At 62.5% G+C, this 23,742-nt stretch carries 24 protein-coding genes, 1 tRNA gene and 1 pseudogene; 17 read left to right on the forward strand and 9 right to left on the reverse strand.

Annotated elements, in window-relative coordinates; translation table 11 throughout:
* The first annotated feature begins 19 nt into the window (after window positions 1–19).
* Window positions 20–1,111, forward strand: coding sequence for a M48 family metallopeptidase (locus RX328_RS06900; RefSeq protein ID WP_249726916.1), 1,092 nt, complete (start codon window positions 20–22; stop codon window positions 1,109–1,111).
* Between the two features lie 141 nt (window positions 1,112–1,252).
* On the opposite strand, the gene RX328_RS06905 is transcribed toward RX328_RS06900, so the two are convergent.
* The 3 genes from RX328_RS06905 to RX328_RS06915 form a co-directional block, all read right to left on the reverse strand.
* On the reverse strand, window positions 1,253–2,116 hold the full coding sequence (locus RX328_RS06905) for a LysR family transcriptional regulator (RefSeq protein WP_213254083.1): 864 nt from the start codon (window positions 2,114–2,116) through the stop codon (window positions 1,253–1,255).
* Between the two features lie 348 nt (window positions 2,117–2,464).
* Entirely contained in the window at window positions 2,465–3,277 is an 813-nt protein-coding gene (locus RX328_RS06910; protein ID WP_213254082.1) for a DUF2927 domain-containing protein, read from the reverse strand.
* Between the two features lie 98 nt (window positions 3,278–3,375).
* Window positions 3,376–3,978, reverse strand: coding sequence for a L,D-transpeptidase (locus RX328_RS06915; protein WP_213254081.1), 603 nt, complete (start codon window positions 3,976–3,978; stop codon window positions 3,376–3,378).
* A 228-nt stretch (window positions 3,979–4,206) separates the two neighbouring features.
* On the opposite strand from RX328_RS06915, the gene RX328_RS06920 reads away from it, so the two are divergent.
* From RX328_RS06920 to RX328_RS06955, 7 genes and pseudogenes are all read left to right on the forward strand, one after another.
* The gene (locus RX328_RS06920; protein WP_213254080.1) at window positions 4,207–5,754 is read left to right on the forward strand and encodes an acetolactate synthase large subunit; all 1,548 of its coding nucleotides are present in this window, start codon (window positions 4,207–4,209) and stop codon (window positions 5,752–5,754) included.
* A 155-nt stretch (window positions 5,755–5,909) separates the two neighbouring features.
* Complete coding sequence (locus tag RX328_RS06925) at window positions 5,910–6,425, forward strand: hypothetical protein (protein WP_213254079.1); 516 nt, start codon at window positions 5,910–5,912, stop codon at window positions 6,423–6,425.
* Window positions 6,426–6,507: 82 nt separating this feature from the next.
* Complete coding sequence (locus tag RX328_RS06930) at window positions 6,508–7,764, forward strand: M20/M25/M40 family metallo-hydrolase (RefSeq protein ID WP_312018089.1); 1,257 nt, start codon at window positions 6,508–6,510, stop codon at window positions 7,762–7,764.
* 119 nt (window positions 7,765–7,883) lie between these two features.
* Window positions 7,884–8,063, forward strand: coding sequence for a hypothetical protein (locus RX328_RS06935; protein ID WP_141686714.1), 180 nt, complete (start codon window positions 7,884–7,886; stop codon window positions 8,061–8,063).
* Window positions 8,064–8,164: 101 nt separating this feature from the next.
* A complete protein-coding gene (locus RX328_RS06940; RefSeq protein WP_213254078.1) occupies window positions 8,165–8,305 on the forward strand; it encodes a hypothetical protein in 141 nt (46 codons plus the stop codon).
* A gap of 960 nt (window positions 8,306–9,265) precedes the next feature.
* Window positions 9,266–9,370: pseudogene (locus tag RX328_RS43260) on the forward strand (PEPxxWA-CTERM sorting domain-containing protein); the annotation flags it as partial.
* Between the two features lie 811 nt (window positions 9,371–10,181).
* On the forward strand, window positions 10,182–10,964 hold the full coding sequence (locus tag RX328_RS06955; RefSeq protein WP_213254077.1) for an SDR family NAD(P)-dependent oxidoreductase: 783 nt from the start codon (window positions 10,182–10,184) through the stop codon (window positions 10,962–10,964).
* Between the two features lie 80 nt (window positions 10,965–11,044).
* On the opposite strand, the gene RX328_RS06960 is transcribed toward RX328_RS06955, so the two are convergent.
* Both RX328_RS06960 and RX328_RS06965 read right to left on the reverse strand, forming a co-directional pair.
* Window positions 11,045–11,398, reverse strand: a complete 354-nt coding sequence (locus tag RX328_RS06960; RefSeq protein ID WP_213254076.1) for a nuclear transport factor 2 family protein — start codon at window positions 11,396–11,398, stop codon at window positions 11,045–11,047.
* 937 nt (window positions 11,399–12,335) lie between these two features.
* Window positions 12,336–12,464 carry a hypothetical protein gene (locus RX328_RS06965; RefSeq protein WP_283772412.1) on the reverse strand — a complete coding sequence of 43 codons (129 nt, stop codon included), beginning with the start codon at window positions 12,462–12,464 and terminating at the stop codon, window positions 12,336–12,338.
* A gap of 170 nt (window positions 12,465–12,634) precedes the next feature.
* Here RX328_RS06965 and RX328_RS06970 point away from each other — a divergent pair, with 170 nt between their 5' ends.
* Both RX328_RS06970 and RX328_RS06975 read left to right on the forward strand, forming a co-directional pair.
* Window positions 12,635–12,835 (forward strand): hypothetical protein, encoded by a 201-nt coding sequence (locus RX328_RS06970; RefSeq protein ID WP_028351264.1) that lies wholly within the window; start codon window positions 12,635–12,637, stop codon window positions 12,833–12,835.
* Between the two features lie 101 nt (window positions 12,836–12,936).
* Complete coding sequence (locus tag RX328_RS06975) at window positions 12,937–13,086, forward strand: hypothetical protein (RefSeq protein ID WP_213254075.1); 150 nt, start codon at window positions 12,937–12,939, stop codon at window positions 13,084–13,086.
* Between the two features lie 109 nt (window positions 13,087–13,195).
* Here the strand turns inward: RX328_RS06975 and RX328_RS06980 are convergent.
* The 3 genes from RX328_RS06980 to RX328_RS06990 form a co-directional block, all read right to left on the reverse strand.
* Window positions 13,196–13,270 (reverse strand) — tRNA-Val (locus tag RX328_RS06980).
* Between the two features lie 117 nt (window positions 13,271–13,387).
* Window positions 13,388–14,671, reverse strand: a complete 1,284-nt coding sequence (locus RX328_RS06985; protein WP_213254074.1) for a hypothetical protein — start codon at window positions 14,669–14,671, stop codon at window positions 13,388–13,390.
* A gap of 128 nt (window positions 14,672–14,799) precedes the next feature.
* Entirely contained in the window at window positions 14,800–15,405 is a 606-nt protein-coding gene (locus RX328_RS06990; RefSeq protein WP_213254073.1) for a DUF1134 domain-containing protein, read from the reverse strand.
* 152 nt (window positions 15,406–15,557) lie between these two features.
* Between RX328_RS06990 and RX328_RS06995 the strand changes: the two genes are divergently transcribed.
* Complete coding sequence (locus RX328_RS06995) at window positions 15,558–16,022, forward strand: YHS domain-containing (seleno)protein (protein ID WP_247508661.1); 465 nt, start codon at window positions 15,558–15,560, stop codon at window positions 16,020–16,022.
* A 110-nt stretch (window positions 16,023–16,132) separates the two neighbouring features.
* On the opposite strand, the gene cysQ is transcribed toward RX328_RS06995, so the two are convergent.
* On the reverse strand, window positions 16,133–16,960 hold the full coding sequence (gene cysQ, locus RX328_RS07000; RefSeq protein WP_213254071.1) for a 3'(2'),5'-bisphosphate nucleotidase CysQ: 828 nt from the start codon (window positions 16,958–16,960) through the stop codon (window positions 16,133–16,135).
* A gap of 150 nt (window positions 16,961–17,110) precedes the next feature.
* Between cysQ and chpT the strand changes: the two genes are divergently transcribed.
* The 6 genes from chpT (at window position 17,111) to RX328_RS07030 (ending at window position 23,709) form a co-directional block, all read left to right on the forward strand.
* Window positions 17,111–17,758 (forward strand): histidine phosphotransferase ChpT, encoded by a 648-nt coding sequence (gene chpT / locus RX328_RS07005; protein WP_213254070.1) that lies wholly within the window; start codon window positions 17,111–17,113, stop codon window positions 17,756–17,758.
* Between the two features lie 192 nt (window positions 17,759–17,950).
* Window positions 17,951–20,668 carry a hybrid sensor histidine kinase/response regulator gene (locus RX328_RS07010; protein ID WP_317258632.1) on the forward strand — a complete coding sequence of 906 codons (2,718 nt, stop codon included), beginning with the start codon at window positions 17,951–17,953 and terminating at the stop codon, window positions 20,666–20,668.
* Window positions 20,669–20,701: 33 nt separating this feature from the next.
* The gene (locus RX328_RS07015) at window positions 20,702–21,172 is read left to right on the forward strand and encodes a chemotaxis protein CheW (RefSeq protein ID WP_213256644.1); all 471 of its coding nucleotides are present in this window, start codon (window positions 20,702–20,704) and stop codon (window positions 21,170–21,172) included.
* A gap of 52 nt (window positions 21,173–21,224) precedes the next feature.
* Window positions 21,225–21,590 carry a PleD family two-component system response regulator gene (locus tag RX328_RS07020; protein WP_213256642.1) on the forward strand — a complete coding sequence of 122 codons (366 nt, stop codon included), beginning with the start codon at window positions 21,225–21,227 and terminating at the stop codon, window positions 21,588–21,590.
* Between the two features lie 77 nt (window positions 21,591–21,667).
* Window positions 21,668–22,834: a chemotaxis response regulator protein-glutamate methylesterase gene (locus RX328_RS07025; protein WP_213256641.1), complete on the forward strand. Its 1,167-nt coding sequence runs from the start codon at window positions 21,668–21,670 to the stop codon at window positions 22,832–22,834.
* Window positions 22,831–23,709: a CheR family methyltransferase gene (locus RX328_RS07030; RefSeq protein WP_213256639.1), complete on the forward strand. Its 879-nt coding sequence runs from the start codon at window positions 22,831–22,833 to the stop codon at window positions 23,707–23,709. The genes RX328_RS07025 and RX328_RS07030 overlap by 4 nt, the downstream gene beginning before the upstream one ends.
* Window positions 23,710–23,742 lie beyond the last annotated feature (33 nt).

The raw sequence follows: 23,742 nt of genomic DNA on the forward strand, positions 1-23,742 counted from the left end.
TATGGCCATGGATAGCGATATGCCAATGTCTGCAAACCCGCTGCTGGGCGGTTCGGTGGCCTATTTCGACGGAACGTCGAGCCGGCGACGGATGGTGACGCTGCGCCTTGCCGACCGGCTCGAAATCAACGAGGGGGAACAAGCGCTGGCGGCGTGGGCCTATGCCGATATCCGTCGCGCCGACAGTCCGGCCGGTATGCTGCGCCTGAGCTGTCTGACCGCGCCTGCACTGGCGCGACTGGAGGTTCGCGACACGGAGCTTGCCAACGAGCTCGTCTCGCGCTGCACCAAAATAGATGACCACATGATCGGCCGCCGCGGCGTTGCCGCCATCGTCGGCTGGTCGCTCGCGGCCGCAGCTTCAATCGTTGCCGTCGTGCTGTTCGGACTTCCGCTCGCGGCCGATCGCCTCACGCCGCTGGTGCCTGAAGCGTTCGAACGGCGGCTCGGCGACGTCGCAGACAGTCAGGTCAAGACGATGTTTGATGCCAAAGTGTGCGATAATGCCGCCGGCCAGAAGGCTTTCGTCAAACTCGTGACCGCGCTTCGGGAATCCGCGGGTCTCGACACGTCGGTGCAGTCGGGCGTGCTGTCGAGTTCGGTTCCGAATGCCTTCGCGCTGCCGGGCGGCAAGGTCTATCTGTTCAACGGATTGTTGGCGAAGGCCGAGAACGCCGATGAGATCGCGGGCGTGCTGGCCCATGAGCTCGGCCATCTCAAGCATCGCGACAGCATGCGCGGGTTGATCCATGATGGCGGCACCTCGTTCCTGATCGGATTGTTGTTCGGCGATATCACGGGCTCCAGCGCGCTGATCTTCGGCTCGCGCACGCTGGTGACGTCGTCGCATTCGCGCGAAGCCGAAAACGACGCCGACAGTTTTGCGATCGAGGTTATGCACCGGCTCGGCCGGCCGGCGAAGCCGACCGGGGAATTGCTACTTCGGGTCACTGGAAAGGAAGGCAAGGGCCTCTCCATCATCTCCACCCATCCCTTGAGCGAGGACCGGCTGGCAAGGATGAGCCGGCAAGACCCGCCGGCCAGCGGGCCGCCGCTGCTGACGAATGAGGAATGGCGATCACTGAAATCGATCTGCGACGGCAAAACCTGACCCGCTCTGGTTACCTACGGGCGCTCTTCCGTGATCTCGCCGCTTCGATCGGTGCGGGCGCTACACCGGCCGGCTTCAAGTCCCATACCGCCTGCATGGCCGAGAAGGCCTGCGAGATCATCGGCTCGTGGCGCCGCGACATCAGACGAAACCGAGGTCGCAGGTCAGCGCCACCTTCTCGGCAATCACGAAATTCCGTTTGCTCGTGACGCGGTCGAGCACGCTGTCGCGGGCGAGGCCGAGGCCATTGCCGCCTTCGACAAGTTCAATCATGGTTTCTTCCTGATCGGCGAAGGCGACGCGCTTCGGCGATGAGCCCATCGGCCGGAACACGTCGTCGAGCAACCTCCGCTGCGCCGAGTCATGTGGCGTTCCGATCCAGGGTAGATCGGCAAGATCGGCCCAGACCTTGCCCAGCACCTTGCTGCTCCATTCGCGTGGGGCGATCACGCGGTAGTCGAAGCGCGTCAGCGCCATGAACTGGAACTTGCCATCGTCGATGGCGCGTTCGGACAGCATCCCTGACGTGAGGAATTCGGCGGGCGTGGCATCGATATAGTATCCGACATCGAGCTCGCCTCTGCCGATCTGCGCCAGTACGTCCTCGGCCATGCCGTAGCGGAGGAAGACTTCGGTCTTTTTCGAGGAGGTGGCGAGGCTTCGCACGAACGGACCGAGCCGGATCGACTCGGGGTCCAAAATCGTGCCGACGCGCAGCGTGCCCCGCAGCGATTCGCGCAACGAATCCGCCGCCGTCCTAAAATCCGCCGAGGCCGATACCGTTCGATGCGCGAGCGGCAGCAGGGCGGCGCCCGCCTCCGTCAGCGTAAAGCCGCCCGGCGTCCGGTTGAAAAGCTGCAGACCAGTGCTCTCCTCCAGGCCCTTCAATTGCAGGCTGACGGCAGGCTGGGTGAGGTGCAGCAACGTGGCCGCACGCGAAACCGTGCCTTCGCGGGCCACGGTGATGAAGCAGCGCAGGGCCTGGATCCGCGGCAGGTCCTTCATTTGAGAGACTTATAGCAAGCGCCCATGACCCCCATTAGACAGGATTTGCTCTTGGAAGTCACAACCTTTCATTGATAAAACTTTGCGTTGTCACTGAAAAAAAGTGGATAGGAGAGGGCCTGGCGGGATGTTCAACCGGCGCGCGAGCGGCTAGCGGAGGTAGCGAAGACTTGGCCGAATCTGCCCTGCGGGCAACTTCCCGATTGCGAGCCAACGGGTCGCGCGAATGCGCGCCCGATGACAGGCTCCGCGAAGCAATCCATCTGTCCGCGCCCGCTGAAACATCGATTGCTTCGTCGCTTTGCTCCTCGCAATGACGGGGTGGGGCCACGGCCCGGACGGGATCCATCACTGCGGCAGGTTATTGACTTTGCGCACCCAGGTGCGCACGTCGGCCAGCACATCCGGCAGCAGCGGCTTGACCTCCTGAACGGTCATGCCGGGCTTGATCCGGGGATCGTAGAGCAGGTTGAGCAGATACTGGTCGTAGACATCGAAATAGCCCATCGACACATTGTCGTTGAACATGGTCCAGGGCACGGTCGAGGTATCGTTGATCGGTCCCAGCGACTGCAGCAATTCCTCATAGGCGCAGTCGAAGAAGACGAAATCGCCATTGTCGACGGTGAGGATCACGTCGGAATGCTCGATTTCGAATTTCTCGTTCTTGCGAAAGCCGGACAGGCATTGCGGGTCGAGCGAAGAGCGAATCTCGCGCGCCCGCTCGCTACCGTAAAAGGTAGCGATCGTGCGCTGGAGATCGCGGTCGCGCACCAGCTTGACCTGCACATTGGCGTCTTCGCTGGTTTCGGCCATCGCGATGTCGAGGTGCTGAACGTGCGCGGCGATATCGGCCACGATCTTCGCAAGCTGCGCCTTGCGGTCGGCGCGCGTGCCGTCGGCAAACACCCGCACCGGCCCGTCATATTTGCGGATGCGGTCGACCCGGCCGGCGAGATGATATTCGGCGCCGAAGGCGATCTTCAGAAAGCCTTCGACGATCTCGCTGTCGGTGAAAATCTTTTTTTCGGCGCGCTGACGCTGCGCGATGGCGGGAATATCGGCGAAGGCCGTGCACGCCACCAACGTTTCGCCGAGCGCTGCGGCGCTCAGGGCAGCCGCTAGCGTCCGTACATACAGGAATCGGCGGGGCGTGCGCATTCAAACAACGCTGCAGCAATTGGCGCGTGCGTGCAAGGCTTGAAAGCCCCGATCACGCGCTTGCGCGCGTGACCGCCCAATTCCGGGATGGCTATAGCCTAATTCCTCACGATAACCGGGGTGCCGATGCGGACGCGGCTATAGAGGTCGGTCACGTCCTCGTTGGTCATGCGGAAGCAGCCGGACGAGACCGCCTGTCCGATCGTCTCGGGCTCGTTGGAGCCGTGGATGCGGTACAGCGTCGATCCCAGATATATCGCCCGCGCGCCGAGCGGGTTGTCGATGCCGCCGACCATGTGGCGCGGCAGGTCGGGCCGGCGCCGCAGCATCTGAACCGGCGGTGTCCAGCTCGGCCATTCCTTCTTCGCAGTGATGCGGTGGGTTCCGCTCCAGCGGAAGCCGTCCCGGCCGACACCGATGCCGTAGCGGATCGCCTGGCCGTTGCCGAGCACGAGATAGAGCCGGCGCTCGGCAGTGTCGATGTAAATGGTGCCGGGGGCAAAATTGCCGGCAAAGTTTACGGTCGTGCGCGGGATCGGGCTCGATCCGCTGGGCATGCCGGGCCGGAAGAAACCGGGGCCGCCGCCCATGATGTCGCGCGTATCTTCAAAGAAAGGTTGGAAGAGATTTTGGGCCTGTGCGTGGCCGGCCCCCGCCAGCATCGCGATCGCCGCAAACAGCAAAGCAAAAGCCCGGAGCATTGTTCTCCCTCGCGAAAGATCTGAATAAGCAGGTCGAGACAGGCCATAATTGCGGCGATCGTGCAAGCAACGAGCCCGTGACCACAGCCATTTTGAAACACCGCGGTTAAAAAAGACAACATGCCCTACGCGATGGCTGCATTGTTCCGCTAAACCTTTGACGAAACGTGCGAACAATGTTTGATCGTCAGCGGCTCTTAAGAACGAAGCGCGAAGGGGAATGAGACCATGAACGGTGCGGAAAGTCTGGTGCGGACATTGGTCGCGGGTGGGGTGGACGTTTGCTTCACCAATCCCGGCACCTCGGAGATGCATTTCGTCGCCGCACTGGATCGGGTCGAGAGGATGCGCTGCGTGCTCGGTCTGTTCGAGGGCGTGGTGACGGGGGCTGCCGACGGCTATTACCGCATGAAGGGCACGCCGGCCTCGACGCTGTTGCATCTCGGGCCCGGCCTCGCCAACGGTCTTGCCAACCTGCACAATGCCAAGAAGGCCAATTCCGGCATCGTCAACATCGTCGGCCAGCACGCGACCTATCACATCGGCTACAACGCCCCCCTAACATCAGATATCGAAGGGCTGGCTCGGCCGATGTCGTCCTGGGTGCGGACCTCGCCGGATGCCAAATCCGTCGCCGCCGATGGCGCCGCCGCGATTGCCGCCGCCAAGAGTTCGCCGCCGCAGATCGCGACCCTGATCCTGCCCGCCGACACCGCCTGGAACGATGCCGACGGCATCGCGCAAGTGCCGGCAGAAAGCCAGCGCGCCAATTATTCCGCGCAGGCCGTCGACCATGCCGCGAAGGTTTTGCGGAGCGGCGGCGCGTCGACGCTGCTCTTGATGACCGGCAGCGCGCTGACCGAGCACGGGCTGGCGCTGGCCGCCCAGATCGCGGGCAAGACCGGTTGCAAGGTGATGGGCCAGACCTACAATCCGCGCATGGCGCGCGGCAGGGGCCGGTTCGCGATCGACCGCATTCCTTACGTGATCGAGCAGGCGCTGCCGATCCTGAAGGATTTTAGGAATATCGTACTGGTCGAGGCCAACGACCCGGTGGCGTTCTTCGCCTATCCGAACAAGCCGAGCATGCTCAAACCCCAGGGCTGCGAGGTTCATCGCATGACCACGGGCGCAGAAAATTCCGTCGCTGCGCTGGAGGCGTTGGCGGGTGCGCTTCACGCGCAGCCGGCCGACCGGCAGCCGCAAAAGATGGTCGAGATCGCCAAACCGACCGGCGCGCTGACGCACGCCTCGATCGCGCAGGCGATCGCGATGGCGATCCCGGAAAACGCCATCCTCGTCGATGAATCCATCACCACCGGTCGCGGCTTCTTTCCGCCGACCGCCGCCGCCGCCCCGCATGACTGGCTGCAGAACATGGGCGGCTCGATCGGCTTCTCGACGCCGGTCGCGACGGGTGCCGCGGTGGCATGCCCGGACCGCAAGGTGATCTGCATGGTCGGCGACGGCAGTGCGATGTACACGCTACAATCGCTGTGGACGCAGGCGCGCGAAGGCCTCAACGTCGTCACGATCGTATTCGCCAATAAGATCTACCAAATTCTTCGCGGCGAATTCGACGGCGTCGGCGCCGGCGAGCCAGGACAGCGCGCGCAAGACATGCTCAAGATCGACCGTCCCGATCTCGACTTCGTCGCCCTCGCCAAGGGCATGGGCGTACCGGGTCGCACGGTCGCCAATGTCGACGACTTCAACAAGGCGCTGGCGGAAGCTGTCGCCGAACCGGGGCCGCGGCTGATCGAAGTGCAGATGTAGAAGAGAACAATTCTTCGAAGTTTGAGATAGCCGGAACGCCGAATAAGATCGTCATTGCGAGGAGCGCAGCGACGAAGCAATCCATTCCTCCGCTTGTGGCACTATGGATTGCTTCGCTGCGCTCGCAATGACGGCATGTGTTTGTCGGAGGCCAGATGCAGACCGAACTGAACAAGGTCGTCACCGCACTTCACGAGTTTTATGCACGCGAAACTTTCCTGCTCGACAGGGACGTCGGCGAGCGCGCGCTGACGCACCGGCTCGCGGTGCAGTTCGAAACGCATTTCCCGGGCTGGGAGATCGACTGCGAATACGACCGGCTCGGCGACCGCACGCTGCGGCTGCCGCACGGATCCACCGTCTCGACCGACGATCACCTCGCCAAATCCATCTATCCCGACATCGTGGTGCACCAGCGCGCCATTCCCAACAATCTGCTCGCGGTCGAGGTGCGCAAATCGGCCAATCATCAGCCGCTCGAGCATGACCAGCACAAGCTGCGCGCACTGACCGATCCGCATTTGTGGTTCGCCTACTGGATCGGCGTGCTGCTGACGCTGGGCAAGACCCACGTCACAATGTCGGAGGTCTATACCAGCGGCGTTCTCGACCAGGCCCTGTCCGGCTGGTTCGCGCAGCGGCTGAAGGATGCAGGGCTAAGCGCAGGCTGAAGCCTGCAAACGGAGAACTTTGATGACGCTCACCTGATCAATCCTGGCCATCGCATTTGTCGCCGTCGCACAGCACGCTCTGGTGCAGCAGGCCGCGGCGCAAGCTCCCGCGCCCGACCTCGAAGCCATTCTGGCCCATCCCAAAATCGCCAAGTCGCTCGACGACATCAAGGCTGACGACGAGCGGACTTTTGCCGAGCAGAAGCGCATCACCGAAATCCCGGCGCCGCCGTTCAAGGAAAAAGTCCGTGCCGAATATTTTCAGAAGTGGATGCAGGAGCTCGGCTTCACGGATGCGTCGATCGATACCGAAGGCAATGTGATCGCGCTACGCAAGGGCAGCGGCGGCGGTCGGCCCAAGCTCGTGGTTTCCGCGCATCTCGACACGGTGTTTCCCGAAGGTACCGACGTCACGGTGAAGGAAAAGGACGGCGCGATCGTAGCGCCAGGCATCGGCGACGATTCACGCGGCCTTGCGGTGCTGCTGTCGTTGATCAAGGTGATGAACGAAAACGGGATCGCGACCGTCGGCGACATCCTGTTCGTCGGCACCGTCGGCGAGGAAGAGCTCGGCAATCTGCGCGGCGTGAAGGCGCTGTTCCGCGATCACACCGATATTGACGGCTTCATCTCGATCGACGGGCTCGGCATCACCCGCATCGTTAATCAGGGGACCGGCAGCCATCGCTACGAGTTCACCTTCAAGGGCCCCGGCGGGCACTCGTTCCAGGAATTCGGACTGCCGAGCGCGACGCATGCCATGGGCCGGGCGATCGCGAAAATTTCCGAGCTGCAGCCGCCGTCCGATCCGAAGACCACCTTTACCGTCGGCACGGTGACCGGCGGCACCTCGGTCAACGCCATCGCCGCCGAAGCGCGGATGGCCGTCGACATGCGCTCGAATTCGACCGAGGAACTGCTCAAGCTCGAGGCGCGGCTGCTCGAACTCGTGAAGGAAGCGGTGGCGGATGAGAACGCGCGCTGGAAGTCCGACAAGATGACGGTCGAGACAAAACTGATCGGCGACCGGCCGGCGGGCATTGTCGCGATGGATTCACCGATCGTCCAGGCGACCCAGCGCGCCGTCTCTGCAGTTACCAAGGGGCCACGGCCGACCTTTGCCGGCTCCTCCACCGATTCCAACATCGCGATGTCGCTGGGCATTCCGGCCGTCACCATCGGCGGCGGCGGCGAGGGCGGCAACTGGCACTCGCGCAATGAGTGGTACAAGCCAACCAACGCCTGGTACGGCCCGCAGAACGCCCTGTTAACCGTCCTGATCCTGACCGGCCTCGATGGCGTGACCAAACCGCTTGCGGTGCGAAACGCCGCGAAATAGGCGGCTGAATTGTCCCCAGCGCCGTTAACCATGCCCCCGATTGGACAAATTGTCGGCCAATTGCGGCCAAAGCGGTAACCGAAAATTCCCGTAGTAATACCGGCGTAGGGGATTGTGGCATGGCGTACAGGATCGTGGCGGAACGCAAGGACGAGACCGTCAGGATGGACCGAAGCAGCATGCTGGTGGCGGTCGCCAAAGCGCGGGTCTGGGCCAGCGAGGGATGGAAGGTCACCATCATCGTCGGCGACGAAAACGAGATCGCGCCGGCCGACGCGCGCCGGCTTTCCTTCGTCTGATCGAAGATTTTTGCGCCGTCTCTCCGACGGCTTCCAAATAGAGTGGAACCGGGAACCCGGGCCGACGTTACACTTGCGGGCAGGCTTTTTGGAGCAGTGCCATGCAGTGGCGGTCTCCAACCACAGGCGCCGACGAAATGCGCGGCACCAGCGACGACGGCATCTCTTACGCAACCGGATGGACCATCAGCGGGCTGGCAACGCTCGGCACCATCGTGGCGATCTGGGTGCTTGGGATCTGATCTAACTCTATCGCTGCGCGACCGGCGTGCCGCCGGTCACGAGCAGTCCTGCCTTGCGCCCGATTAACAGGCCGAGCACCACCAGCAGGCATCACACCGGAAAGAAAAACAACGTCAGGATCAGGCCTCCTCGGGGTCGGTGCGCAGCAGCCTTTTGACGAAGCCATCGGCAACTGCAATCGTCCGCCTCTCCATAAAGCGGGAGGGCCGATCGATCCCACGCTGTTTAGCGCAGCAAAAGATTAATTGGCCTGCCGAAGACCGACAGTCGGAGTCACAACTTCAGATAGATGATTCCTCATCACTGACGGCATGGATGCTTGTAGCCGATTGTTAGTCACTATTAATCTTCAGGTACAATTAAAACCTAAATTTAATTTCGTGTGTGGAGTACCAGTGATGAAATTAAGTGCTGCAGCTTTTGGTATTGCCGCGATAATACTGAGCGCAACCGTTGCGTCCGCGGACGTTTACATGACCGCAAATTTTTCCGGAGCGATCAATCCGGGCGGCGCCAACGTGAAGGCGCCCTTTAGCGGAAATGGGTTCACTCAAAGTGACCCGCTCTCGGGAAGCTTCGTGTTCGACAGTTCGCTGATCCCTGCGCCGGGAAGCGGGACTGTGAATGTCTTCTATTCGAATTTCCCTGACATCGCCGCCATTGCGCCTGCCACAGCCTTCAATCTCACGCTGGATGGGCTCAGCTTCGATCTATCCGACAATATCAACGCGCTTACTTCGGCAGGCATTCAATACAAGAATAGCGTCTTTAACGGGTTCAACTTTATTACGAATTTCACCTTCCAGGCAAAAGACTATCAATTCCGCATCAACGGAACGGTCATCACCGTCAGGCTGATCGATCCCAACACCGGATTTGCGACAGGCGGCAGTTTGATCAATGCCCATATCGACCTGCCTCTGACCAACATCGCTGCCTTCGATCCAAACGCCGTCACGCCAGGCGTCCCCGAGCCGTCCACCTGGGCCATGATGATCCTCGGCTTCGCCGGCGTCGGGTTCATGGCGTATCGTCGGCGCAACAGGCAGCAGCACGTCGCGTAGTCTGATCTTCTAGGATCACAGCCAAACGGACCGCGTTCGGGCGGTCTTCGTCGGCTGCCGACGGACGCGGCGGTTTAAGCTGGTCTTCAATTACCCTGGGGGCTCAATTGCCACGAGCGTAGCCCGGGAATTGCTTCTGCGACGTGCCGACGAGCTGAGGCGACCGCTTACATCAACGAGTGGCTGACCTCGCCCGGACTGCAGCCTCCGAAGGCGTTGAAGAATTTGGTAGGCGCTCGTGAGAAGTGAGGCGCTTCGGTGGCGGCCGCTTTGGCTGTCCGCGTTTTAAAGCTCGTCTAGGCGTGCGCTTCGCAGCACAGGGCCGGACGGCGGTGGACACACCATGGACCGACCTTGAGCCTGCTCCGCGTGCGGCAACTAATTGCTTGGGTCAGGAACCAATGCAGTTATGTTTACTTACTATTCCCTCGACAGCTATTTCCGAGGATCGAACATGAGAACATCTGCATTGGCTTTTTTCCTGCTGATGGCGATCCCTCTCTTGCCCAGTCCAGCTACGTCTCAGGGCTTGGAAATTGGTCCTGGCGGAGTTCGTGTCTACGGGCACTGCGATCAGCTGAGGCGTTCCTGCGAGCGCGGCGAAGGCGGTTGCCGCCGATATCGGGAAACCTGCGAACGGCGGGTTCGACGCGATGGCCTATGTGAAGAATTACGAGCGGCTTGCCTGAACAAGGACAGGTTGGGCGAACGAGGCGAGGGGAATTGCCGACGGTATCGCGAGACCTGTCGTTGACGTTGTCTTGTCGTCAGGCGCGTAGCAGGTGACCCTTGTCCCGCTTGAGGATAATGCATGGTTGAGCGTGTCACGCTGATTACCGGTGCATCGGCGGGAATAGGCACCGCGTTGGCGCGCGTCTTCGCATCAAACGGGCATCGATTAGCCCTGGTCGACCGACGCGGGGATCGCCTGACGACGTTGGCGAGCGAAATCGTCGCGGCTGGCGGCACGGCGCCGATCTTGATTTGTTGCGACCTTGAACACCCCAAGGCCTGCGACAGCATTGCCTCGGCTCTAGCCGCCGAAGGCGTGGAGGTCGAGTTCGTCGTCAACAATGCGGGGTTCGGTCTTTTCGGCTATGCGATCGAACTGGATCGGGCAGAGCAGCTCGGCATCATCGCCGTCAACATCGTCGCGCTGACCGATTTGTCGTTGCGGTTTTCCGAGAGCCTGATCCGGCATCGTGGCGGCATCCTCAACCTTGGTTCGCTTGCCGGTTTTCTGCCGGGCCCAGGGATGGCGGTGTACTATGCGTCCAAGGCTTATGTCCTGTCATTCAGCGAGGCGCTGCGCCAGGAGCTCGCTCCACGCGGTGTGTGCGTGACGACGCTCTGTCCCGGTTCGGTGTCGTCGGAATTTCAAACGCGGGCCGGGATTGAACCCGGATTCGAGCATGAAATCCTGAACGTTTCGGCATCTGATGTCGCGCAGGCGGGGTATCGCGGATTGATGCAGAATAAACGCGTCGTGCTGCCCGGCCTCGGCATGAAGATAGTTCCGTTTCTACTGCGGCTGTTTCCGCGCGGGTTTATCCTGGCTGCGATCGGTCGCATTCAGCTACGAAAACGCGGATAAGGTTACGCCGTCCTCGTGGCGCGTTCGGGCCGGCCACCACTGCAGCGGCATTCGCCACGATAGCCACGGGACGTTGGTCGCTACGCGGCGGATTTCACAGGCTCGCACGCCGTGAGCCGGATTTTGCCGGATCGCGTGAAGCGAAAATGCGTTCTCATCGTCCTTCCGTCGTAACCGCGATAGTCCAGTGAAACGCCGTCCTCTTCCGGCATCAATGCGTCGATCGCGAACGCGTCATTTCCCGCCCTGGCGAGCCGTGGCCGCCAATATCGTTCCATCTCTGATCGACCGTTGAAGCTGCCGCCCTCGCAGCATTCCACGGTGGCCGCATCGTCGTATAGGTCCAATAGTGCATCGAGGCGCCGCTGCTTACAGGCATCAATCCAATCAACGACAATACCCATTGCATCGAAACGGTTATTCACATTTGCCATGTCCGGTCCCTCCCGCGGATCACTAACGGCAAAGCGAATGAACACGTTGTGAACCAAACGTTCAGGCGCGGTTAGGAGGGTTCCGTATATGGAACTACCGGCCGTTCCAAACGCATTTTCGCCAAACTATTATTGGCTCCTGATTGCGGGGCAGGATTTAAATCGGAGTCCTGCATGCTCAAACAAATCCTCGTTGCGTCTGTCCTTGTTGTAACCGGGTCTATCGCTTCGGAAGCCCGTCCTTCCCGCACCGCTCAAATACCCGAATGCAATGTGACCATGCCCTGCGACTTCTCGTTTTCGCAGCCCCGTCGTGAGCGGATCAGTTCTTACACAGCTCAAGCGACCGCACAGAGTTACCGTCGCGAATTGGCGGACGTGAATGTCGATCGCGGTCAAACTGTCGGCGGTCGTCCGGCCGGTTGTCCCCGCTCGTTCTGCGGCTGCGGTGCGTCTATACGTGTTTTCGGCCGGATCGTGCCTGGTCTGAATCTCGCATCCAACTGGCTGCGCTTTCCACGGACATCGCCGGCACCCGGAATGGTCGCTGTGCGACGTGGGCACGTTTTCGTTCTAGAGCGACATGTCGAAGGCGATACGTGGATAGCATACGATGCGAACTCGGGCGGCCACGCAACGAGAATCCATGCGCGCTCGCTGCGCGGCTACACGGTTGTTAACCCGCATGCTGCTTAAAATAACCTAGTCCGTCATACTCGATTGAGCGGCCGCTTTTTTGCCGCCGTGAAGAAGGCGGTCAAGAGGACTGGCTAGCGAGAAGCGGCTCGCGCCACAGGAACGAAAATCTGCGACCCGCATTGGATCGTGTGTCGCATATCCCCGATGCGACATTGACTGAAAGGACCTCAGCGCCGCCGCTGGGGCCCTTTCTGCTGATGGCCTGGAACATAGGCTCCGCTGCGAACGTGGAGCGCGTTTAAAACGCCCGGCGCCGCGGCGGCGGACCGGCTTGCGGGTGGCGCGCACGGGTGAGTTCGGAAATAGCGATCACTGCGGCGCCAGCGATGATGGTGATGGCCGCCATCACAAGAAGGGTTGTGAGCATGGTTTGCTCCCGGAAAGTGCCGCTACCACGACACGCCGCGAATCGTGTTCCGGCAAGACGGGCAAACTACGGGCCGCGACTTATTGGCAGCCTGCCGATGAGTCTGGTGCCGGACAGACGGCGATCCGGCACGGGATTTCAATGGCCCTCGTGAACGAGGGATCACGGGCATGCCAACACGACGGCGCATCAAGCACGAGAAGACTTTCGAGGAACGGCTGGCGGAAGAAGCCAAGCGCTTCAGAGAGGCGGCAAGGGAGGCTCAGCCCGGCATGGCCCGGGAACTGCTCTTGCGGCGGGCGCGACAGATGGAAGCCGCATCTCGGCTAAACGAGTGGCTTCGCTCGCCCGGCATGAGGGCGCCGGAGTAAGGTCATTCGGTTTGGCCTCTCTCTTCCTGTGGCGGCCGCAACGGACGGCTCAAGGGGAACAGGACGTTCTTGACACGGTTGCCCCGTCAGAGGAGGCCCCCATGACCGAAAAACCCACGCATGAACAGCTTGAGGAATTGAAAAGGCTCAGCCGAGAGGCCCGCGTCCCCGACCAGTCCGAAATCGTGACCTCGAAGCAAGAGGCCGAAATTCGCATCCGCGACCTGAAGGAAAAAGCCCGCATCGAATAAGACCAGCCGATTTCGACGGGCTGGTACGCGACACGCTGGTGACGCGACCGGTATCTACCGAATAGGCGGTACCAAAATGCAAAAAAGCCCCGATTGACGGGGCTTTGAATGGTGGACGCACAAGGGATCGAACCTTGGACCTCTCCCGTGTGAAGGGAACGCTCTCCCGCTGAGCTATGCGTCCGGGAAATGTGGGCAAGCAATGAGCCCGTCAGAGCCCGCGATTTACGAAGGACGAACCCCTGGTGTCAAGCGATCAGTCAGGACGTAACCTCGCGTTTTCGCGCGGGAGAGGGGGTAATTACGCGCCCTGCTGACGGGCGCGGGAGGCGTGCGACTGTAGCGCCCGGATGCGCTCGGCCAACGTCCCGCCGCCTTCCGACATGGCGGGGGCGGCACCGGCGACGTCATTGGCGGGCTTGGCCGGCACTTTCGGCACGGCCGGTTCCGCGGCCAGCATGGCCTCGATCGCTGAGTTCGGTCCCTCGAGCTGCATCGCGAGTTTTGCAACTTCGGCCGCGATGTCGTTGATGCGCTCGCGCAATAGCGCGTTTTCCATCCGCTCGGTCGCCCAGGAGCTTTCGGCCTGCTGCTGGATCGCGTTGATGTCGCGCTGCAGTTTGGCGCGCTCGTCGCGGGCGATGCGAAGCTGCTCTTCGACTGCCGCTTTCTCGGCGCGCAATTTTTCCACGATCGACGACTTGCCGCCGCTGATCGCCGCAATCTCCTCGCGCAGTTCGCGCGCGGCGCGTTCGGCGTTTTCGTTCGCCTGCTTGAGCTGATTGTTCTCGTATTCGCGTTCGGCCAGGATCTTGCCTTGCGTCGCCAGCCGCGCTTCGAGGTCGTTGACGCGGTTGCCGAGCATCTCGGCTTCCTTCATCTGCACGATCAATTGCCGGTCGAGATCGGTGACGCGCTGGCTCAAATTTTCGACACGGCTGCGCGCTTCCATCAGTTCGCGCGTCGCGTGCTCGGAATCGGCGCGCTCCTGCGCGAGGCGGGCCTGGGTTGCCGAAAATTCCTTCTCGGCATCGCCGACGCGGCCCTTCAGTTCCTCGATCTGCGTGCGCACCGTGACCAACTCGACCTGGCGGCTGTCCGCCATCATCGACCGGTTGTTCAATTCGTGATTGATCCTGGCGAGTTCGGCCTGCTTGTCGGTCAGCGCCTGTTCGGCATTGCGCAACAGTTCGGTCTTGGCCGCGAATTCCTCTTCGGTGGCGCGTAGCTGCTCTTTCATCGCCTTCTCGCGCGCTTCGAGCGCGAAGATCGTGGCGTTCTTTTCGCCGAGCTCGATCTTCATGCGGTTGATCGCATCGCTCTTCTTGCCGAGTTCGGCGAGTTGGCTCGTGGTCTTGTTCTTGAGCTGCTCGACGCTCATTTCGAGCCGTCGCGCCGACATGGCGAATTCCGCGCGCAACTGATCCTTGTCGGCCTGGATTTCGGCCATCGACAGCGGCGTCGCCGCCTCCAGCCGCCGGGTCGTCAGCCGCACCGCGCGGTTATGCACCAGCGGCACGATCATCAGGCCGAACAACATCGAGACCAGAAAACCGATCGCCAGATACATGATCGGCTCGATCATGGATGGTTACTCCACACAGAGAAGGAATCGTTAATAACATTGCCACGCCGGCCCGACCCTGCGCCAGCCCGATGCCGCGTTAACCTGAATCCATCCGGGAGACTTGGCGTCTATGCTTGAAGATGGGCTTAGAACGGGTTCCAGGTCGCGCGCGGGGTGTATTTGAGATACCCGACATTGGCGCCGAGCCTTAAGCCGATGCCGGAACGGATCGGCACCAGCACGATGTTGTTGGCGGTCAGCGCGGTCATGCCGAAGCCGCCGACGATGTAGGCGGAGCCGTCGATGCCGACGAAGCGCTGATAGATCGCGTTGGTGGCGGGCAGGTTGTAGACCAGCGTCATGGTGCGCGCGCCGTCGCCACCCCAGTCGAAGCCGACCGACGGTCCCTGCCAGTAGACTCTGAGATCGCCGGCATTCTTGGTGTAGAGCGTGCCTTCGCCGTATCGCAGGCCCGCCACAAAAGCGCCTGAGCCCTCTTCGCCCAGCACGTAACCATTGGGCAGGCCCCATTGGCTGACCGCGCGCTCGATGACCGACGCCAAGCCGCGCGAGACATTGCCGAAGAATTTGTGCCCAGCCGAGACCAGTTCTTCGGGCCCGAAGGTCTCGGGACCCGGCTGGCGCTGCGGAGGCGGGTATTGCCCCGGCGGCGGCTGCTGCGCCGAAGCCGGCACGATCCAGCACATCAGCGCGGCGAACGTCACCGCGGCAAGGCGTGAAGCAAACGTCATGAAAGAACCCCTGGCATCGAAATTCTGGCCGCCGCCTTAACCTGACGCCAACTGCATGGCTCTAGGTTGCGCCCAGTGTCCCCTCGACTCGCATGTTATCGGCACCAACTATGACGGCACAACGGCAGGAAAGATACGGTTCACGCCCCCAAATGGCCGTTTTTGCCTTATTGGCAAGCTTTTTTGTTGTCGTCAGCCTTGATTTTGCCGCGCGCGCTGCAACCACCGAGCGGGTGGTGGTGAACCGCTATTCCGGCCTCGCCATCGGAGGCTTCGATCCTGTCGCCTACTTTACGGAATCCATGGCTCTCGAGGGTTTACCCGATTTCGAGGCCCGCGAAGCTGGCGCCGTCTGGCGCTTCCGCAACGAAGGTAATCGCTCCTCTTTCGTCGCGCATCCGGAAATCTACGGGCCTCAGTTCGGCGGCTATGACCCGGTCGATCTGGGGCGAGGGGTGACCTATGCGGGCAATCCGCGATTTTGGGTGATTGCGGGCCAGCGGCTCTATCTGTTCGGCCGCGAGGACAACCGCGATGCGTTCGCCGCCGAGCCGGCGCGCTTCCTGAAAGACGCCGTCGCGCGCTGGCCGGTGCTGGAGCGAGAGCTGGCGCAGTAGATTACAGACGCCGTAGCCCGGGCGAGCGAAGCGACCCCGGGATAAACTGGCGATAACGTCTCGTATTCGAGTTGTCTGGCACGGCCCGCGGGTCGCTCCGCTCGCCCGGGCTACGATTCCATTGCCTTCGGATCGCCCCAAGCGATGAATTCCGGAACGAGGAAGCCCGTCCGTCCCGTGCCAAATTGCAAGGCCGCGCCGCTTGAATCCGTGATCCTGCCGCCGGCGGCTGCGACGACGGCGTGGCCCGCGGCTATGTCCCATTCCGAGGTCGGCGACAGCCGGGGATAAATATCGACGGAGCCTTCGGCCACCCGGCCCAATTTGACCGCCGAGCCAAGCTCGCACCGTACTGCCCCCGGTCTTGCGGCAATAAAGGCTTCGGTCCTGGCATCGCCATGCGAACGGCTGACCGCCACGGTCCATGGCTGGCCGCGCGGCGGGCACGGGCGGGTACGAATCGGCTCAACGAGCGGCTTGCTCGTGCCGAGCGTCAGCCGCTCGGCGCCGCGTCCGACAATGCCGCGCCAGATCAGCCCGAGCGCAGGTGCGCTGATAATACCAAGCAGCGGCGTCCCCTGGGTCACCAGCGCCAGGTTGACGGTGAATTCGTTGCGGCCGGCGACAAACTCCTTGGTGCCGTCGAGCGGGTCGATCAGGAAGAAGCTTTCCATATAGGGCAGCGCGGACGTTTGGACGCGCTCCTCCGAGAGCGCAGGTATTTCGGGCACTAGCTGGGCAAGGCCCTCGGCGATGATTCGGTCGGCCGCCAGATCGGCCTCCGTTACCGGCGAGCCGTCGGTCTTGCCGTCGACCTTCATGGCGGAACGGTTCACGGCAAGGATGGCGGCGCCGGCCCGAATCACGATCTCGGTCAGCGGTTCGATCAGCGCTGCTGCGGCCTCACGATCGAGCGCCGGCGGACGTGCCTCATTCATGAGCTCGGCCCATTTGCTGTTCGTCCTGCCTTACCATTGCCGCCCCCTGCTGGCAGCACGGGGCTGCGCAGTGTATCAAACCGATAAGCACGCGTGATTCGTAACGGTCCGCCCGCAATTTGCGACTCGGCGGCTTTCCAGGAACCCATGATGTCTGGCACTTCCTCTCCCGGTCCGGCTCCCGATACCCTCGAACTTGCGGCGCTGTTGTGTTCGCGAGTCTGTCACGATCTCATCAGCCCGGTTGGCGCGATCGTCAATGGGCTTGAGGTGCTTGACGACAACCCGAAGCCCGAAGACCGCGATTTCGCGCTCGATCTGATCCGCAAGAGCGCCAAGACCGCCTCCGCACGGCTGCAGTTCTGCCGCCTGGCGTTTGGCGCTGCGGGATCGGCGGGCGCGCAGATCGATCTCGGCGATGCCCAGACCATGGCACGCGGTCACATCGAGGACGGCAAGATTACCATCACCTGGAATCTGCCGCGGCTGTTGCTGCCGAAGAACCGCGTCAAGCTGCTGTTGAACATGCTGATCATCGCGCAGCAAACGATCCCGCGCGGCGGCACGCTGACGATCGATCCGATCGGCGACGGCGAGACGATGGGTTTTCGCGTCACGTCTTCGGGCCTCAATGCCCGCGTGCCGCAGAACATCGCCAATCTCGTGAGCGCGAGTTCGACGGCGACCGTCGATGCGCATGCGGTGCAGCCTTACTATACGCGGTTGTTGGCGCAGGCCTGCGGGCTGAGCGTGACGCTTGCACCCGACGGGGAAAAGGTGCTCGTTACTGCTTCCTGAGCGCGCCACCGCGCCGACATGGTTAATCAACGGTTGAAAACAGGCGGCAGAATTCATTTCTGCCGTCTTATCTCTTTGTTGATCCCGTTCTTTTCCATTTGCTCAACCAATATTAAACGCTTTGCATAGAAGCTGGCCCTGTTCCGTAAGGCGCGTCGATGTCGCGTGCCGGTGCGTACGAAGGCCAGTTTCATGGATGATTTGTTGCGGGAGTTCCTGACCGAGACCAGCGAGAGCCTGGATACGGTCGACAATCAGTTGGTGCGGTTCGAGCAGGACCCGAGCGACGCGAAGATCCTGGATAACATCTTCCGCCTGGTCCACACCATCAAGGGCACCTGCGGCTTCTTAGGCCTGCCGCGATTGGAAGCGCTCGCCCATGCCGGCGAGACCTTGATGGGCAAATTCCGCGACGGCATGCCGGTCAAGGCCGAAGCCGTGACGCTGATCTTGAGCAGCATCGACCGCATCAAGGAAATCCTCGCCGGGCTGGAGGCCACCGAGACCGAGCCCGAGGGCACCGACGAAGACCTGATCGAGAAGCTGCATGCGATGGCCGAAGGCGGCCATCAGGCCGACACCGAGGCGCAGCCTGAACCCGCGCCGGCGCCCGTCGTGGCGGCACCGCGGGCGAAGCCCCCGGTCACTTCGGGCACGCTGGTCGAGCAGGTGCTGGAACGCCCGTTGCGTCCGGGCGAAGTCTCGCTCGACGATCTCGAGCGCGCCTTCCGCGAGACCGCGACCGAAGTCGCGCCGGCGCCGGTCGCCAAGGCGGCGCCGGAAGCCAAGGAAGCGGCGAAGGAACTAAAGGCCAAGCCGGCCAAGCGCGCCGCCGCGACCGAGGTCGACGTCCAAGAAGCCGACAAGATCGCCAACCAGTCGATCCGCGTCAACGTCGACACCCTCGAACATTTGATGACCATGGTCTCCGAGCTGGTCTTGACCCGCAACCAGCTCCTGGAAATCTCCCGCCGCAACGAGGACACCGAGTTCAAGGTGCCGCTGCAGCGGCTCTCCAACGTCACCGCCGAGCTGCAGGAAGGCGTCATGAAGACGCGGATGCAGCCGATCGGCAATGCCTGGCAGAAGCTGCCGCGGATCGTGCGCGACCTCTCCGGCGAACTTGGCAAGCAGATCGAGCTCGAGATGCACGGCGCCGACACCGAGCTCGACCGCCAGGTGCTCGATTTGATCAAGGATCCCCTGACCCACATGGTGCGCAACTCCGCCGACCACGGCCTGGAGACGCCGGCCGAGCGGCTGGCGGCCGGCAAGGGCGAGCAGGGCACGATCAGGCTGTCGGCCTACCACGAGGGCGGCCACATCATCATCTGCATTGCCGATAACGGCCGCGGCCTCAACACCGAGCGGATCAAGGCGAAAGCGCTGCAGAACGGCCTCGTCACCGAGGCCGAACTGGAGAAGATGACCGAAGCGCAAGTTCACAAGTTCATCTTCGCGCCGGGCTTTTCCACCGCCGCCACCGTCACCTCGGTCTCCGGCCGCGGCGTCGGCATGGACGTGGTGCGCACCAATATCGACCAGATCGGCGGCACCATCGACATCAAGAGCGTGGCCGGCGAAGGTTCTTCCGTCACCATCAAGATTCCGCTGACGCTCGCGATCGTCTCGGCCCTGATCGTGGAGGCCGCCGGCGACCGCTTTGCCATCCCGCAATTGTCGGTGGTCGAATTGGTGCGCGCCCGCGCCAACTCCGAACACCGCATCGAGCGCATCAAGGACACCGCGGTGCTGCGGCTGCGCAACAAGCTGCTGCCGCTGATGCACCTGAAGAAGCTGTTGAAGATCGACGACGGCTCGTCCAGCGACCCCGAGAACGGCTTCATCGTGGTCACCCAGGTCGGCAGCCAGACCTTCGGCATCGTGGTCGACGGCGTGTTCCACACCGAAGAAATCGTGGTCAAGCCGATGTCGACCAAGCTGCGGCACATCGACATGTTCTCCGGCAACACCATTTTGGGCGATGGCGCCGTGATCATGATCATCGACCCCAACGGCATTGCCAAGGCGCTCGGCGCCTCCGGCTCCTCGGCCCATGAGATGGCCGACGAGGCCTCCGCCGCGCATGGCTTCGGCAGCGAGCAGCTCACCTCGCTGCTCGTGTTCCGCGCCGGCTCCTCGCAGCCCAAGGCGGTGCCGCTCGGCCTCGTCACCCGGCTGGAAGAGATCGCCACCGACAAGATCGAGCTGAGCAACGGCCGCTACATGGTGCAGTACCGCGAGCAGCTGATGCCCTTGGTGCAGATGGCCGGCGTCACCGTGCAGACCTCCGGCGCGCAGCCGATCCTGGTGTTCGCCGACGACGGCCGCTCGATGGGGCTCGTGGTCGACGAGATCATCGACATCGTCGAGGAGCGGCTGCACATCGAGGTCGCCGGCCAGCAGGACGGCATTCTGGGGTCCGCCGTGATCAAGGGCCAGGCCACCGAGGTGATCGACGTCGGCCACTTCCTGCCGATGGCGTTTGCCGACTGGTTCTCGCGCAAGGAGATGCGGGCCTCGTCGATGGCGCAATCGGTGCTGCTGGTCGATGACTCCGCCTTCTTCCGCAACATGCTGGCGCCGGTCTTGAAAGCCGCCGGCTACAAGGTGCGGGTCGCCGTCAACGCGCAGGAGGGGCTGTCGGCGCTGCGCTCGGGCCAGAGCTTCGACGTGGTGCTGACCGACATCGAGATGCCCGACATGAACGGCTTCGAATTCGCCGAGACGATCCGCGCCGACAACAATCTGGGCCAGCTGCCGATCATCGCGCTGTCCTCGCTGGTGTCGCCGGCGGCGATCGAGCGCGGGCGGCAGGCCGGCTTCCACGACTACGTCGCCAAGTTCGACCGCCCCGGCCTGATCGCGGCGCTGAAGGAACAGACCGCCGAGACCCGGCGCGCGGCGTAAGCAGGCTTGGCCGGGGCATAAGGAAGTTAGACCATGACAACCAAGACCGAGACCATCGAGGGCACCGTGGCCGAGTACGTCACCGCCGTGATCGGCGGGCAGTTGTTCGGCCTGCCGATCTCCCGCGTCCAGGACGTGTTCATGCCGGAACGGCTGACGCGCGTTCCGCTGTCGTCGGCCGAGATTGCCGGCGTGCTCAATCTGCGCGGCCGCATCGTCACCGTGGTCGACATGCGCGCCCGCTTGGGCTTGCCGAAGAACGACGACGGCAAGCCGCCGATGGCGGTCGGCGTCGATCTGCGCGGCGAGTCCTACGGCCTCCTGATCGACCAGATCGGCGAGGTGCTGCGGCTACCCGACAATGGCCGCGAGGAAAACCCGGTCAACCTGGATTCCCGCTTCGCCAAGCTCGCCGGCGGTGTGCACCGCCTCGACGGCCAGCTCATGGTCGTCCTCGACGTCGATCGCGTTCTCGAAATCGTGCCCGACCTGATGGCGGCATGACAATCCAACCTGGAACATCCCTCTTGGGAATTGATGTAAGTGGAGACCTAAAATGAAAACATGTCTTGTCGTCGATGACTCCAGCGTCATCCGAAAGGTCGCACGACGCATCCTCGAAGGTCTCGACTTTCAGATCGTCGAAGCCGAGGACGGTGAGAAGGCGCTTGAAGCCTGCAAGCGCGCGATGCCCGAGGCGGTTTTGCTCGACTGGAATATGCCGGTCATGGACGGCTACGAATTCCTCGGCAATCTGCGCCGCATGCCCGGCGGCGACGCGCCCAAGGTGGTGTTCTGCACCACCGAAAACGACGTCGCACACATTGCGCGCGCGCTGCATGCCGGTGCCAACGAATACATCATGAAGCCGTTCGACAAGGACATCGTTACCGCGAAGTTCCAGGAAGTCGGCCTGATCTGATTCTCGCGTTCCCGGCGGCTCAACGGCCTTCGGCTTGTTTTTGTAAGTGTGCCGCTTGAGTTGGGTCGGGTGAAGTAATGAGTGTTGCGTTAACGAAGTCTCCGCCGCCAATCTCGACAAGGCAAGACAAGCTGCGCGTGATGGTGGTCGACGACTCCGTCGTGATCCGCGGAATGATCTCGCGCTGGATCGGCGCCGAGCCGGACATGGAGGTCTCCGCCTCCCTGCGCACCGGCCTCGACGCCGTCAACCAGATTGACCGCATCAAGCCCGATGTCGCCGTGCTCGATATCGAAATGCCGGAGCTCGACGGTATTTCGGCGCTGCCCCAGTTGCTTGCGAAAAAGCGCGACCTTGTGATCATCATGGCGTCGACGCTGACCCGCCGCAATGCGGAGATCAGCTTCAAGGCGCTCTCGCTCGGCGCCGCCGACTACATTCCAAAGCCGGAGAGCACGCGCGAGGCCACCGCTGCCGAGACCTTCCACCACGACCTGATCCAGAAGATCCGCCATCTGGGCGCCCGGGCCCGCCGCCGCGCGTCGCCTGGCGCGAGCCCGGCTCCGGCACTGGCCGAGCGGGTGCGCGAGGTATCCGTTCATCCGGTCGCGGCACCGGTTGCGCAACTGCCACTGGCGCGCCGGCCCTTCAGCATGCTGGCACCGCGTGTGCTTCTGATCGGCTCGTCGACCGGCGGCCCGCAGGCCCTGATGGCGCTGGTCGCCGACATCGGCCCGGTGATCGATCGTTTTCCGGTGCTGATCACCCAGCACATGCCGCCAACCTTCACCACGATTCTCGCCGAACATCTGGGACGTGCGAGCCGCCGGCCGGCGCACGAGGCCGTTGATGGCGAGATCGTCAAGCCCGGTCGAATCTATCTTGCACCGGGTGGCCGTCACATGCGCGTCGTGCGCCATGGCGCCGACACTGTGATCGCGCTCGACGACGGGCCGCCGGTGAACTTCTGCAAGCCTGCGGTGGACCCGCTGTTCAACTCCGCCATCGACGTCTGGCAGGGCAGCATCATGTCGGTGATTCTGACCGGCATGGGCTCCGACGGGATGCGCGGCGGCAAGGAGATCGTCGCCGCCGGCGGCAGCGTGATTGCTCAGGACGAAGCGACCAGCGTGGTGTGGGGCATGCCTGGCGCGGCCGCCAATGCAGGTATTTGCGCGGCGGTTCTGCCGCTCAATCAGATCGCGCCAAAACTGGTTCGGTTGTTTTCGGGAGATCGTTCGTGACGCCTTCAGACTATGAGTATCTGCGTAAGCTTCTGAAAGAGCGCTCCGGGCTCGATCTTTCGGCCGACAAGCAATATCTGGTCGAAAGCCGGCTGCTGCCGCTGGCGCGCAAGTCCAGCCTGCCGGGTATTCCCGAGCTCGTTGCGAAGATGAGGAGCGGGGCCGAGACGCTGACGGCGGAGGTGGTCGAGGCGATGACCACCAACGAGACGTTCTTCTTCCGCGACAAGATTCCGTTCGATCATTTGCGGGAAGCGATAATTCCGGCGCTGGTACAGGCGCGCGCGGCCCGCCGCGCTTTACGCATCTGGTGCGCCGCTTCCTCCACCGGGCAGGAGCCGTATTCGATCGCGATGTGCCTGAAGGAGGCGGGACCCCTGCTGTCCGGCTGGCGCACCGAGATCGTCGCGACCGACCTGTCGCAGGCGGTGCTGGAAAAATCGAAGGCCGGTATCTTCAGCCAGTTCGAGGTGCAGCGCGGATTGCCGATTGGGTTGCTGGTGAAATACTTCACCCAGAATGGTGAGCTCTGGCAGATCAGCGCCGAGATCCGCAGCATGGTGCAGCACCGCCAGCTCAACCTGCTGCAGGACTTCTCCCATCTCGGCGTGTTCGACGTCATCTTCTGCCGCAACGTGCTGATCTATTTCGATCAGAACACCAAGACGAACATCTTCGAGCGGCTGTCCCGGATGTTAGAGCCCGATGGCGTGCTGGCGCTGGGCGCGGCCGAATCTGTGGTCGGCATCACCAACACCTTCAAACCTTATCCGGAGCGACGCGGACTTTATCGCCCGAACATCGCACCGGTGATACGGGCGGGGGCATCGACCCTGGTGCCGCAAACCCTGCGGGCGGTTGCCGCGGCGCGCTGATCTTCTTTACCTTGCCCCGCTCTTCGCGGGGAG

The organism is Bradyrhizobium sp. sBnM-33, from assembly GCF_032917945.1.
Taxonomy (GTDB): Bacteria; Pseudomonadota; Alphaproteobacteria; order Rhizobiales; family Xanthobacteraceae; genus Bradyrhizobium.

Bases quoted from the DNA above. Each gene is read 5' to 3' on its own strand.
- RX328_RS06900 (WP_249726916.1), top strand. From the start codon at position 20: ATGCCAATGTCTGCAAACCCGCTGCTGGGCGGTTCGGTGGCCTATTTC.
- RX328_RS06905 (WP_213254083.1), bottom strand. From the start codon at position 2,116: ATGAAGGACCTGCCGCGGATCCAGGCCCTGCGCTGCTTCATCACCGTG.
- RX328_RS06910 (WP_213254082.1), bottom strand. From the start codon at position 3,277: ATGCGCACGCCCCGCCGATTCCTGTATGTACGGACGCTAGCGGCTGCC.
- RX328_RS06915 (WP_213254081.1), bottom strand. From the start codon at position 3,978: ATGCTCCGGGCTTTTGCTTTGCTGTTTGCGGCGATCGCGATGCTGGCG.
- RX328_RS06920 (WP_213254080.1), top strand. From the start codon at position 4,207: ATGAACGGTGCGGAAAGTCTGGTGCGGACATTGGTCGCGGGTGGGGTG.
- RX328_RS06925 (WP_213254079.1), top strand. From the start codon at position 5,910: ATGCAGACCGAACTGAACAAGGTCGTCACCGCACTTCACGAGTTTTAT.
- RX328_RS06935 (WP_141686714.1), top strand. From the start codon at position 7,884: ATGGCGTACAGGATCGTGGCGGAACGCAAGGACGAGACCGTCAGGATG.
- RX328_RS06940 (WP_213254078.1), top strand. From the start codon at position 8,165: ATGCAGTGGCGGTCTCCAACCACAGGCGCCGACGAAATGCGCGGCACC.
- RX328_RS06955 (WP_213254077.1), top strand. From the start codon at position 10,182: ATGGTTGAGCGTGTCACGCTGATTACCGGTGCATCGGCGGGAATAGGC.
- RX328_RS06960 (WP_213254076.1), bottom strand. From the start codon at position 11,398: ATGGCAAATGTGAATAACCGTTTCGATGCAATGGGTATTGTCGTTGAT.
- RX328_RS06965 (WP_283772412.1), bottom strand. From the start codon at position 12,464: ATGCTCACAACCCTTCTTGTGATGGCGGCCATCACCATCATCGCTGGC.
- RX328_RS06970 (WP_028351264.1), top strand. From the start codon at position 12,635: ATGCCAACACGACGGCGCATCAAGCACGAGAAGACTTTCGAGGAACGG.
- RX328_RS06975 (WP_213254075.1), top strand. From the start codon at position 12,937: ATGACCGAAAAACCCACGCATGAACAGCTTGAGGAATTGAAAAGGCTC.
- RX328_RS06985 (WP_213254074.1), bottom strand. From the start codon at position 14,671: ATGATCGAGCCGATCATGTATCTGGCGATCGGTTTTCTGGTCTCGATG.
- RX328_RS06990 (WP_213254073.1), bottom strand. From the start codon at position 15,405: ATGACGTTTGCTTCACGCCTTGCCGCGGTGACGTTCGCCGCGCTGATG.
- RX328_RS06995 (WP_247508661.1), top strand. From the start codon at position 15,558: ATGGCCGTTTTTGCCTTATTGGCAAGCTTTTTTGTTGTCGTCAGCCTT.
- cysQ (WP_213254071.1), bottom strand. From the start codon at position 16,960: ATGAATGAGGCACGTCCGCCGGCGCTCGATCGTGAGGCCGCAGCAGCG.
- chpT (WP_213254070.1), top strand. From the start codon at position 17,111: ATGTCTGGCACTTCCTCTCCCGGTCCGGCTCCCGATACCCTCGAACTT.
- RX328_RS07010 (WP_317258632.1), top strand. From the start codon at position 17,951: ATGGATGATTTGTTGCGGGAGTTCCTGACCGAGACCAGCGAGAGCCTG.
- RX328_RS07015 (WP_213256644.1), top strand. From the start codon at position 20,702: ATGACAACCAAGACCGAGACCATCGAGGGCACCGTGGCCGAGTACGTC.
- RX328_RS07020 (WP_213256642.1), top strand. From the start codon at position 21,225: ATGAAAACATGTCTTGTCGTCGATGACTCCAGCGTCATCCGAAAGGTC.
- RX328_RS07025 (WP_213256641.1), top strand. From the start codon at position 21,668: ATGAGTGTTGCGTTAACGAAGTCTCCGCCGCCAATCTCGACAAGGCAA.